General features: G+C 59.1%; 9 protein-coding genes. 6 read left to right on the top strand and 3 right to left on the bottom strand.

The window, feature by feature from the left end:
* The first annotated feature begins 110 nt into the window (after positions 1–110).
* From AAEZ03_RS09730 to AAEZ03_RS09705, 6 genes are all read left to right on the top strand, one after another.
* The gene (locus tag AAEZ03_RS09730) at positions 111–641 is read left to right on the top strand and encodes an ankyrin repeat domain-containing protein (protein ID WP_278941557.1); all 531 of its coding nucleotides are present in this window, start codon (positions 111–113) and stop codon (positions 639–641) included.
* A 45-nt stretch (positions 642–686) separates the two neighbouring features.
* Positions 687–2,054 carry a DNA repair protein RadA gene (gene radA / locus AAEZ03_RS09725; protein ID WP_048367434.1) on the top strand — a complete coding sequence of 456 codons (1,368 nt, stop codon included), beginning with the start codon at positions 687–689 and terminating at the stop codon, positions 2,052–2,054.
* Positions 2,055–2,270: 216 nt separating this feature from the next.
* Positions 2,271–4,340, top strand: a complete 2,070-nt coding sequence (locus tag AAEZ03_RS09720; protein WP_048389492.1) for a carbon starvation CstA family protein — start codon at positions 2,271–2,273, stop codon at positions 4,338–4,340.
* 12 nt (positions 4,341–4,352) lie between these two features.
* Positions 4,353–4,550, top strand: a complete 198-nt coding sequence (locus tag AAEZ03_RS09715) for a YbdD/YjiX family protein (protein ID WP_048367431.1) — start codon at positions 4,353–4,355, stop codon at positions 4,548–4,550.
* 142 nt (positions 4,551–4,692) lie between these two features.
* Positions 4,693–5,661 carry a GTPase gene (gene yjiA, locus AAEZ03_RS09710; RefSeq protein WP_281849332.1) on the top strand — a complete coding sequence of 323 codons (969 nt, stop codon included), beginning with the start codon at positions 4,693–4,695 and terminating at the stop codon, positions 5,659–5,661.
* A 395-nt stretch (positions 5,662–6,056) separates the two neighbouring features.
* Entirely contained in the window at positions 6,057–6,326 is a 270-nt protein-coding gene (locus tag AAEZ03_RS09705) for a short-chain dehydrogenase (protein ID WP_350578078.1), read from the top strand.
* Positions 6,327–6,458: 132 nt separating this feature from the next.
* Here the strand turns inward: AAEZ03_RS09705 and glyA are convergent, their stop codons facing one another.
* From glyA to AAEZ03_RS09690, 3 genes are all read right to left on the bottom strand, one after another.
* Entirely contained in the window at positions 6,459–7,712 is a 1,254-nt protein-coding gene (glyA, locus tag AAEZ03_RS09700; RefSeq protein ID WP_048367420.1) for a serine hydroxymethyltransferase, read from the bottom strand.
* A 92-nt stretch (positions 7,713–7,804) separates the two neighbouring features.
* Complete coding sequence (locus tag AAEZ03_RS09695; protein WP_350578075.1) at positions 7,805–11,662, bottom strand: sensor domain-containing protein; 3,858 nt, start codon at positions 11,660–11,662, stop codon at positions 7,805–7,807.
* Positions 11,663–11,705: 43 nt separating this feature from the next.
* Positions 11,706–11,828 (bottom strand): hypothetical protein, encoded by a 123-nt coding sequence (locus AAEZ03_RS09690; protein WP_256677192.1) that lies wholly within the window; start codon positions 11,826–11,828, stop codon positions 11,706–11,708.
* Positions 11,829–11,928 lie beyond the last annotated feature (100 nt).

The raw sequence follows: 11,928 nt of genomic DNA, 5'->3' as shown, positions 1-11,928 counted from the left end.
ATCCGGAAGGCAAACTTAGCGTCTGCCACCCTGATATGTGCGTTTGTCGGGCAAAGCGAAAGACAGTTGGCTCCTACATGGATCTGTGACCTCTGACAGGTAGCGTACACATGCGAATTTTTGCTTTAGCTACGATGCTGCTGTTGAGTGGGTGGGCAGTTGCCGACCAGCCCGACACCCAGACCCAACTCAAGGGCTACTACTTCGACGCCGCCCGGCGTGGCGACGTGGTCATGCTCGACACCTTCATCGACTCGCACTTTGACCTCGATGCCCAGAACAGCAAAGGCTACACCGCCTTGATTCTTGCGGCGTATAACGGCCATGACGAGGCGGTCGAACACTTGCTCAAGGCGGGCGCCAATGCCTGTGCGCAAGACCTGCGCGGCAACACCGCGCTGATGGGCGCCATTTTCAAAGGCGAATTCAAAATCGCCCGGCGGCTGATGAACACCGACTGCAACCCCGACCAGCGCAACGGTGCAGGGCAGACCGCTGCCATGTTTGCCGGGTTGTTCAAGCGCGTCGAACTGCTCAACGATTTATCGCAAAAAGGCGCCGATCTGAATGCAAAGGATGCCCAGGGCAATACCGCCGCTCAGCTGATCAAGGGTGAAATCCGCATGCCCGAGTCGCACTGATCGCCGCCTTGTGGGCTATCATCGCGGTTTTTGTGCGGAGTTCAGATGGCCAAGCCTAAGCGCATTTACGGCTGTACCGAGTGCGGTGCAACTTTCCCCAAGTGGGCCGGGCAGTGCGCAGAATGCGGCGTCTGGAACACCCTGGTAGAAACCGTTGTTGAAAGCGGCGCTGCTGCGCCCCCCAGTGGCCGTACCGGCTGGACTGGGCAACAGGCGCAAATCAAAACCCTGGCCGAAGTCAGCATCGAAGAAATCCCGCGCTTTTCGACCGCCTCCGGCGAGCTCGACCGGGTGCTCGGTGGCGGCCTGGTCGACGGCTCTGTGGTGCTGATCGGCGGTGACCCCGGCATCGGCAAGTCAACCATCCTCCTGCAAACCTTGTGTCAGATGGCAACGCGCATGCCCGCGCTGTACGTCACCGGCGAAGAATCCCAGCAGCAAGTGGCCATGCGCGCCCGGCGTCTGGGCTTGCCGCAGGACCAGCTCAAGGTCATGACCGAAACCTGCATCGAAAACATCATCGCCACGGCCAAGCTCGAAAAGCCCAAGGTCATGGTGATCGACTCGATCCAGACCATCTTCACCGAACAGCTGCAATCGGCGCCGGGCGGCGTGTCGCAAGTGCGCGAAAGCGCGGCGTTACTGGTGCGGTACGCCAAATCCAGCGGCACGGCGATCTTTTTGGTTGGCCACGTGACCAAAGAGGGCGCCCTCGCTGGCCCCCGCGTGCTGGAGCACATGGTCGACACCGTGTTGTATTTCGAAGGTGAATCCGACGGGCGGTTACGTTTGCTGCGCGCGGTGAAAAACCGTTTCGGCGCTGTCAACGAACTGGGCGTGTTCGGCATGACCGACAAAGGCCTGAAAGAAGTCTCCAACCCGTCTGCGATCTTCCTGACGCGGGCTCAAGAAGAAGTCCCGGGCAGCGTGGTAATGGCCACTTGGGAAGGGACACGGCCGATGCTGGTCGAAGTACAAGCGCTGGTGGACGACAGCCACATGTCCAACCCGCGCCGCGTGACCTTGGGCCTTGATCAAAACCGGCTGGCCATGTTGCTGGCGGTGCTGCACCGCCATGGCGGCATCCCGACCCACGACCAGGACGTGTTCCTCAACGTGGTGGGCGGGGTCAAAGTGCTGGAAACCGCGTCAGACCTGGCCTTGATGGCCGCCGTCATGTCCAGTTTGCGCAACCGCCCGCTGCCCCACGACTTGCTGGTGTTTGGCGAAGTCGGCCTGTCAGGTGAAGTACGCCCGGTGCCGAGCGGTCAGGAACGTCTGAAAGAAGCCGCCAAACACGGCTTTAAACGCGCCATCGTGCCCAAAGGCAACGCCCCCAAAGAATCCCCGCCGGGTCTCACTATCATTGCGGTGACCCGCCTGGAACAAGCGCTGGATGCGTTGTTTGAATAGCGTTTCAAATGTGTAAAAAAATCTGCACTGCCCGTGTGTAGATCGTCCTGCAAGGTCCGTAGCAGACAGCGGCCTTGCAGCACTACAAATGTGCAAGGTTGCCCAGCATAAATCTGCAAAAGAAGGCTCTAGACCAAGGTAAGGGGGTGGTCTTTAGAGTCAGGAGCGCTACACTCCGAGAGCGGTACTTCTTGTCCAACTGGCCGGAATATAAAAATGAATAATAAAAATAGCCTGCTACGCCACATCCCGTGGCTGGTGCTGGCAATTGTAGGAGCCTGCGCCCTTGGCGTGGTGGCATTACGCCGGGGAGAGGCGATCAACGCGCTGTGGATTGTGGTTGCAGCGGTGGCTATCTACCTGGTCGCGTACCGTTATTACAGCCTGTTCATTGCTACTCGCGTGATGCAGCTGGACCCCAACCGGGCAACGCCTGCGGTGCTCAATAACGATGGTCTGGACTACGTGCCGACCAACAAACACATCCTTTTCGGACACCACTTTGCTGCCATCGCCGGCGCTGGCCCCTTGGTCGGTCCCGTACTGGCTGCGCAAATGGGCTACCTGCCCGGCACACTGTGGCTGATTGCCGGTGTGGTACTGGCGGGCGCGGTTCAAGACTTCATGGTCTTGTTCATGTCCACACGTCGCAACGGTCGCTCTTTGGGTGACATGGTGCGCGAAGAAATGGGCAAGGTGCCTGGCACCATCGCGCTGTTTGGCTGCTTCCTGATCATGATCATCATCCTCGCGGTGCTGGCCCTGATCGTGGTTAAAGCCTTGGCCGAGAGCCCATGGGGCATGTTCACGGTGATGGCAACCATCCCGATTGCGATGTTTATGGGCGTGTACATGCGCTACATACGCCCGGGTCGCATCGGTGAAATCTCGATTATCGGTGTGCTGCTGTTGCTCGGTTCGATCTGGCTGGGCGGGCAAATTGGTGCGAGTCCGGAGTGGGCGCCGGTGTTCACTTTCACCGGTGTGCAAATCACCTGGATGCTGATCGGTTATGGCTTTGTGGCTGCGGTATTGCCGGTGTGGCTGGTACTGGCACCGCGTGACTACCTGTCGACCTTCCTCAAAATCGGCACCATCATCGCGCTGGCTATCGGCATTCTGATCACCATGCCCGAGCTGAAAATGCCGGCCGTGACTCAGTTCATCGACGGCAATGGCCCGGTCTGGAAAGGCGGTCTGTTCCCGTTCCTGTTCATCACCATTGCCTGCGGCGCGGTGTCGGGTTTCCACGCACTGATCTCCTCGGGTACTACCCCTAAACTGCTGGATAACGAAGCCAACGCCCGTTACATCGGCTACGGCGGCATGCTGATGGAGTCCTTCGTGGCCATCATGGCAATGGTTGCCGCTTCGGTGATCGAGCCGGGTGTGTACTTCGCCATGAACAGCCCGCCTGCCATTGTGGGCGGTGACGTGGTGACCGTGGCACAAACCGTGACCAGCTGGGGCTTTGCCATTACCCCGGATGCGTTGACTGCACTGGCCAAAGACATCGGTGAAACCACCGTACTGGCCCGAGCGGGCGGCGCTCCGACACTGGCGGTGGGTATCGCGCAGATCCTGCACCACGTGTTGCCGGGCGAAAACACCATGGCGTTCTGGTACCACTTCGCCATTCTGTTTGAAGCCTTGTTTATTTTGACCGCTGTCGACGCCGGTACCCGTGCCGGTCGGTTCATGCTGCAAGACCTGTTGGGCAGCTTCGTGCCAGCGCTCAAGCGCACCGAATCCTGGCCGGCTAACCTTATTGCGACCGCAGGCTGCGTGGCGATGTGGGGGTACTTGCTGTACCAAGGCGTGATCGACCCGTTGGGCGGCATCAACACCCTCTGGCCGCTGTTCGGTATCTCTAACCAGATGCTGGCGGGTATCGCGCTGATGTTGGCGACGGTTGTGCTGATCAAAATGAAGCGTCAACGCTACATCTGGGTCACCATGCTGCCAGCGGTCTGGCTGCTGATCTGCACCACCACCGCAGGCTTCATCAAGCTGTTCGACGCTAACCCGGCGGTCGGCTTCCTGTCGCTGGCGAAAAAATACAGCACGGCGCTGGACGCAGGCCAAGTGATTGCCCCGGCGAAAAACATCGACCAGATGCAGCACGTCATCATCAACGCGTACACCAACGCGGGCCTGACCGTACTGTTCCTGTTCGTGGTGTTCAGCATCCTGTTCTACGCGCTCAAAGTCGGCGTCGCCGCTTGGGGCAACAAAGAGCGGACGGACAAAGAAACGCCCTTCAAGGCGATGCCCGATGCACGATAGAGGAATGCAGCCATGTTCAATGACCTGAGTCGCCTCGGTAAATACCTCGGTCAGGCCGCGCGCCTGATGGTCGGCATGCCCGACTACGACAACTACGTCGAGCATATGCAAACCAATCACCCGGACAAGCCGGTGATGAGCTACGAGGCGTTCTTCCGAGAGCGCCAGGAAGCCCGTTACGGCGGCAAGAGCGGGCCCAAGTGCTGTTAACCCGTTAAGGGCTAGCGGTAGCTGACTGTGGGGGCGGGCTTGCTCGCGATAGGAGCGCTGAGGTGTACCAAATACACCGCATCGCCAGAATCGCGAGCAAGCCCGCTCCCACATTTATTGTGTGTTCAAAAGGAGACCCTGCATGTCATCTCCCATCCCCGTCACCATCCTTAGCGGGTTTCTGGGTGCCGGTAAAACCACGTTGTTGCGTTACCTGCTTAAAGCCGAACACGGGCTGAAAATTGCCGTGATCGAAAACGAATTCAGCGATGCCGGTATCGACACCCAATTGCTGGGCGACGAGCCGGTGCAAGTCATGACTCTGGCCAATGGCTGTGTGTGTTGCACCATCCACACCGACCTGACCAAAGCCCTCTACCTGCTGCTCGAGCGGCTGGACAGCGGCGAAATTGCCTTTGACCGTTTAGTGATCGAATGCACCGGCCTGGCCGACCCGGCCCCGGTGGCGCAAACCTTCTTTATTGATGAAGAGCTGCGCGAGCGCTACTTGCTCGACGGCATCATTACCTTGGTCGATGCCGCCCATGCCGACGTGCACCTGAGCCAAACCATCGCCCAGGCGCAGATTGGCTTTGCCGACCGCTTACTGGTGAGCAAGCGTGACCTGGTTGACGACGCCACGTTTGATGCGCTGTGCGAACGCCTGACCCGGATCAACCGGCGTGCCCCGATTCGCGTGGTTGAGCACGGCAAAATTGACCTGGCGGAACTGCTCGATGTGCGCGGGTTTAATTTGAACGCCGACCTGGGCGGCGGCTTGAGCTTGCGCCCGGTGCAAACGGCGGCCTCGGTTGACCGTATCTCCAGCCTGGTACTGCGCACCGACAAACCGCTGGATATCGACAGCCTCAGCACGTTTATGAACGAGCTGCTCGAAGACCACGGTAAACAATTACTGCGCTACAAAGGCGTGCTGAACATCGCAGGCGAAGACCGCCGGTTGGTGTTCCAGGGCGTGCTCAAGCTGTACGGCTTTGACTGGGACACCGAATGGGCCGAAGGCGAGGCCCGCGAAAGCGTGATGGTGTTTATTGCCGATGACCTGCCCGAGGCCAAGATTCGCGAAGGGTTTGCGCAACTGACTGATTAGCACACTTTGTAGGAGCGAGCTTGCTCGCGAGCTTTTAAGATCAAACGATCGCGAGCAAGCTCGCTCCTACAGAGGGTGTGTACGCCCACGAAATTGCGGGATGTTTCGCACAGCTTTGCCAATTGCTGAGGCAGCAGGGCGGCGCCTATAGTCAGCGCTCGCCCAAATGGGTGACCGGGTTTGGCGACTTGGAACGTTCTCAATGAAATGCGTAATTGCTATATATGGCCGAGCGTGTATTTTTGCTCGCTGTGCTTTATGGCAGCTGTGCGTGGGAGATCTTCGGATCTGCCGGAGTTGAGGTCGACCGGTTCGCCAACCCGCGTACAGCGGCCACCCAGTTTCGTTTGGCGACGAAGTGGGTGGTTTACAGCCGACCTTTATGAGATTCATCCATGACTAATTCACCGTACATCCCGCTGACTGCCATCGACTGCACCATCCCTGCCTTGCTGATCGACCGCAACACCCCGCTTGACGTCTTGCACGCCAACGCCACCGCCCGCGTACTGGCGGTGACGCAACTGATGGAAACCTTCTCTAGCCGCGACGTTCAGGACGCCGACGCCATCGACCTCAAACAACTCGCCACCACCGCCATGATTTTGCTGCGCGACGGCTGCGACCTGCTCAACGTCTTGGGCTGGCGCTTACAGCCGACCTGACCCCATCACTGTAGGAGCGAGCTCGTCTCGCGATCTTTTGATCTTTAAAAGATCGCGAGGCAAGCTCGCTCCTACAGGGCGGGCACAAAAAAGCCCGGCTCAAGGCCGGGCTTCTTATTCAGCTAATTACACTCAGTTGCCGTAAACAGGCAGCTTTTTGCAGATAGCTTTTACTTTTTCGCGAACTGCATCAATCACGGCTTCGTTGTTGATGTCGTCCAGGATGTCGCAGATCCAGCCCGCCAGCTCTTTACACTCTTCAACTTTGAAGCCGCGAGTGGTCACAGCCGGGGTACCGAAACGCAGGCCCGAGGTGACGAACGGGGAGCGTGGGTCGTTAGGCACGGAGTTTTTGTTCACGGTGATGAAGGCTTTGCCCAACGCGGCGTCAGCGTCTTTACCGGAGATGTCTTGCTTGATCAGCGACAGCAGGAACAGGTGGTTTTCAGTACCGCCCGACACGATGTCGTAGCCGCGCTCGATAAACACCGAGGCCATAGCCTGGGCGTTTTTCACCACTTGTTGCTGGTACACCTTGAACTCAGGCTGCAGGGCTTCTTTGAAGCACACGGCCTTACCGGCGATAACGTGCTCCAGTGGGCCACCTTGACCGCCCGGGAATACCGCCGAGTTCAGCTTTTTCTCGATTTCAGGGTTGGCTTTGGCCAGGATCAGGCCGCCACGTGGGCCGCGCAGGGTTTTGTGCGTGGTGGTGGTTACGACGTCAGCAAACGGAACCGGGTTCGGGTAAACGCCAGCCGCCACCAGACCGGCTACGTGAGCCATGTCAACGAACAGGTACGCGCCGACTTTGTCAGCGATCGCACGGAAACGCGGGAAGTCCAGGATCTGCGAGTAGGCAGAGAAACCGGCCACGATCATTTTTGGTTTGTGCTCAACCGCCAGGCGCTCAACTTCGTCGTAGTCGATCAGGCCGTTGGCGTCGATGCCGTACTGAACAGCGTTGTACAGTTTGCCCGAGGACGAAACGCTGGCGCCGTGGGTCAGGTGACCACCGTGAGCCAGGCTCATGCCCAGGATGGTGTCACCGGCCGACAGCAGGGCCAGGTAAACAGCGCTGTTGGCCTGGGAGCCCGCGTGCGGCTGAACGTTGGCGTAATCGGCACCGAACAGTTCTTTTGCACGGTCGATGGCCAGTTGCTCAACCACGTCGACGTATTCGCAGCCGCCGTAGTAACGCTTGCCTGGATAGCCTTCCGCGTATTTGTTGGTCAAGACCGAGCCTTGAGCTTCCATCACCGCTGGGCTGGTGTAGTTTTCCGAAGCGATCAGCTCGATGTGTTCTTCCTGGCGCTGAGCTTCTTGCTCCATGGCGGCAAAAAGGTCGGCGTCGAACTTGGCAAGTGTCAAATCACGGCTGAACATGGCGGTCCTCAAGGATCGGGGGGCAGAAAAGGAGGGCATTCTAACCCAATGGGTATTAACTGGCATATGAAAGCGATTCACGGCGTGCGTGATCATGTTGCAAGCTTGAAACCATAGGCCTGCAATTGCTTGACCAGCAGGTGCGCGGGCATGGGGCGGCCAAACAGGTAGCCCTGAATTTCGTCGCAACCGTGTTCGCGCAGGAACTCGAGCTGCTCGTGGGTCTCGACGCCTTCAGCGATCACCGCCAGGTTGAGGCTGTGGGCCATCGCAATAATTGCGCGGACAATTTGCGCATCCTGCTCGCCTGACGGCAGGCCGTCGACGAACGTGCGGTCGATCTTGAGCACGTCAATCGGGAACTGTTTGAGGTAGTTAAGCGACGAATAACCCGTGCCGAAGTCGTCAACGGCAATGCTCAGGCCGAGGTTTTTCAGGCTGGCGAGAATTTGCAGCGCTTCGCTGACTTCGCGCATCAAGATGCTTTCGGTCAGTTCCAGCTCAAGGCACGCCGGGGAGAGCCCGGTTTCCTTAAGGATGCTGGCGATTCGTGTGCCAAGCTGGCCGTCCGAGAATTGCCGTGCCGAGATGTTGACCGAGACTTTAGGCACGCGCACTTTCTCTTGGTGCCAGCGCTTGAGCTGGCGGCACGATTCGGCCAGCACCCAGTCACCGACATCCACCACCAGCCCCAACTCTTCCAGCACCGGGATAAAGTCCCCCGGTGGTACCAGGCCGCGGCGTGGGTGGTTCCAGCGCAACAGCGCTTCAACCCCGGTCAGGCGTTTGCCGTCGCCACTGAATTGCGGTTGGTAATAGAGGATAAATTCTTGCTGTTCCAGCGCATGGCGCAGGTCGCTTTCCAGCTCCAGGCGTTCCAGGGCGCTGGCGTTCATGTCGGCCTGGTAGAACTGGAAGTTGTTTTTGCCGCGCTCTTTGGCGTGATACATCGCGGTGTCGGCGTTTTTCATCAGTTGGCTGAGTTCGTTGCCGTCCTGAGGGCTCAAGGCGATGCCGATACTGGCGGTGACGAAAAACTCGCGGCTCTCAAGAACGAACGGTTGCACCAGGCTGGCGAGGATTTGCTCAGCCACCCCGACCGCCCGGTTGAGCGCCATGACGCGGGTGGTGCGGGGCTGCAAGAGCAGGGTGAATTCGTCGCCGCCCATGCGCGCAACGGTGTCGTCGTCATCCACGCAGGCCAGCAGGCGCGTGGCCATGTCTTTGAGCATGCGGTCGCCCGCGGCGTGGCCCAGCGAGTCGTTGATCGGCTTGAAGCGGTCAAGGTCGAGGAACATCAACACCACCCACGACTTGTTTCGTTCGGCCTGCTGCAAGGCGGTGTGCAGGCGGTCCTGGAACAACGTGCGGTTAGGCAGATGCGTCAGGGCGTCGTAATAGGCTAGGCGGTGGATGCGTTGTTCGCTGGCCTTGCGCTCGCTGATGTCGCTGAAGAAGCACACATAGCTGGCCAGGTCGCCTTCGTCGTCGAACACCGCCGTAATCCCGACCCACGCCGGGTAATGTTCGCCATTGCGCCGCTTGAGCCACACTTCACCTTCCCAGGTGTTGTGCTGGTTCAGTTGCTTGATCACGTACTGCAAGTGCGCTTGCTGCTGTTCATCGACAGTCAGCAGGTTCGGCAGTTGGTCGAGTACCTGCTCAACGGAGTAGCCGCTCACCCGGCTAAAGGCTTCGTTGGCTTGCACAATGTAACCCGCCGGGTCGGTGATCAGGATGGCTGAGGTGGAATGCTCAAATACCGTGGCAGCCATGCGCAGGTCTTTTTCGGCGCTGCGCTGCTGACTGATATCACGGGCAACGCCGAGCAGGCCTTCAAATTTATCGTGCTCATCCCACACCAGAATCAGGCGCAGCTCCACCGGTATTTTGCGCCCGTCAGCACGCACACAGTCGAGCAGGAAGAGTTGGGTCTGCAATTGGGTGCGCAGGGCCGCCAGTTGGGCCGGTTTGTCGAGCGCGCTCTTGACCCGTTCGATCAGGCTGTACAGGCCTGTCAACTGTTGTGGTTTGGCGATGGTGGCTTGCCAGCCGTGTTTGAGCACCCAGTCGGCGTCATGGCCCAACACGGTTTCGATCGAGGGGCTGACGTAGTTGAGTTGCAGGCTGTTGTTGGTAGAGAAAATAACGTCGCTGATGCTCTCGGCCAGCATCCGGTAGCGATGCTCGCTGTCGCGCAAGGACTCGCTGGCTTCGATTTGGTCGGTAATGTCTTTGGCGACCCCGACAATGCGCGTCACTTGGTCGCCGGTGTCACGGGCCAGGGCTTGCTCGCGAATATCAAAACGGCGCCACACCCCGCTGTGGTGGCGAAAGCGCAGTTGGCAATCGAGTTGCTGGGCATAGCCGCCGTCGCGTTGTTGTTGGCGCAGCTGGCTGTAATGCTCGGCGTCTTCGGGGTGCAGCAACAGCTCCCAGAAGTACGGCCCCATTTGTTGCAACTCAACGCTGCTGTAGCCCAGGGTTTGGCCCAAATGGTGGTTGCTGAAGATCATTCGCTGGCTGATCACGTTCTGCACGTACAGGTGGTCAGGCACGGTGCGCACCACGTCCGACCAGAAGCTTTCCCTCTCTTGCAGCGACAGTTCAATCAGCTTGCGGCTGGTGATGTCACTGATGCTTAAGATGACCGCGTGGTAGTCCTGTCGGTCTTCGGGCAGGCGCAGCACCAGCCATAAATGCTGGTCATGGCCTTGGGCATCGGTGAGGGTTATTTCCAGTTCAAACTGGTGCTGCTGTTCTAGCACCGCTTCAGCCAGCTGATAACCAATGGCTGAGGGATTTGCCGGACAGCCGTTGATCAGTTTTATCCAGGCTTCATGGCCCGAGCTGATGCCCAGCAGTTGCAACGCCACCTGGTTCACTTCGGTGACGCGCAGTTGCTCAAATAACAGGCGCCGCCGTTCGGGGTTGTCTTGCAGCCATTGCTTGAGCGCCTCGCGGTCGTGCAGTTTTTCGCGCTCCAGCAGGCCCGGTAAACCGGCCAGGTCCAGCACGCACAAGGCCACGCCGGTGCCTTCGAAAATGTCGTGGTAGCGCCGTCGACCTTCATGCAGTTGCCGCTGGCGCCGGCGCATGTTGAGCAGCGCCAGCAGCGGCAACGACGAGAACATCAGGCCCAGCAGGCATTTGCCGATCAGACCGGGCAGCAGATGCGCCTTGGCCTCGCTGCGGTCGAACAGGCCGCGCAGTTCCCAGTCGCTGTGGCTCAAAGGCACCAGCAGCACCGTCGAGGCTTCGTCGCCCGGGGTGACAGTGCTGGCGCTGGAGGCGGTTGCCATACGGCTGAGCACGGTGTCGGTCTGGCCGTTTTCGATCAGCCATTGCGGGCGGTTGTTCTCGGCGGTTCGGCGCGTCAGCGAGTGCAGCATGCCGGTGCTCAGGCGCAGCAGCCAATACCCGTTGAAGGTGTCGTTAGGCGGGCGCAAGCGCAGGTAAATGACGCTGGCATCATGGTTATTGCCGTAGTAATAAACGTCGCCCCGGCCTTGCGGCGGGTTACTGCGTACCCACTCTTTCAAAAAAGCCGCGTCAGGGCTGGCGCTACTGCTGTCGAGCACGATATCGCCAGCTGGGCTGAGCAAGGCCAGGCTTTGCACATTCGGCACCACTGCACGCAGTTGATTGACCACAGCTTGTTGCTGGCTTTGGGTGCGGGGGAGTTCGTAGAGCGGGAGCTGGTTGAGGGCGGTTTCGGCCTTGAGCGCCAGGCTCAAACTGATGTGGTCAGCCAGGTCTGCGCTGTAATGGACGCTGGCCAGGTGCTCTTGTTCGAGGGTTTCCTGGAACTGTTCAATTAATAACCAAATCAGGATCCCCAGCAAAAACAGCACCAGCGCTGCCAAGGCACCCTTTAACGTCCCGCGCACGGGTGGGCCAAGGGTTTGGCCTGGCACATGGGTGAGTGTTGGCGGAGCTACATTAGGCAAGCTGCGATCCTGCGGTTTGGCGACTAAGGTGCAACACGTATTATTAGCTGGACGCGTACGGGACGGCTAGCATGCCTTGGGTCGTGGCAAAGTGCCAGTGCCGTGGCTCGCGCTGGTTTGCCCTGTCCCGCGCATTCAGGTAGCTTTGCCGGTTACGCGAGGGCATTTTAGCTCCTACACTCAGGCTTTTTCTGCGAGCAGGCATTGATCCGTTCAATTTCTGTCTTTGTGCTATGGCCTGATCAGGGCATCGCTCGCGCCTTATT

The organism is Pseudomonas sp. HY2-MNA-CIBAN-0224, from assembly GCF_040310285.1.
Classification (GTDB): Bacteria; Pseudomonadota; Gammaproteobacteria; order Pseudomonadales; family Pseudomonadaceae; genus Aquipseudomonas; species Aquipseudomonas helleri.
This window is presented reverse-complemented; position numbering and strand designations above follow the sequence as displayed.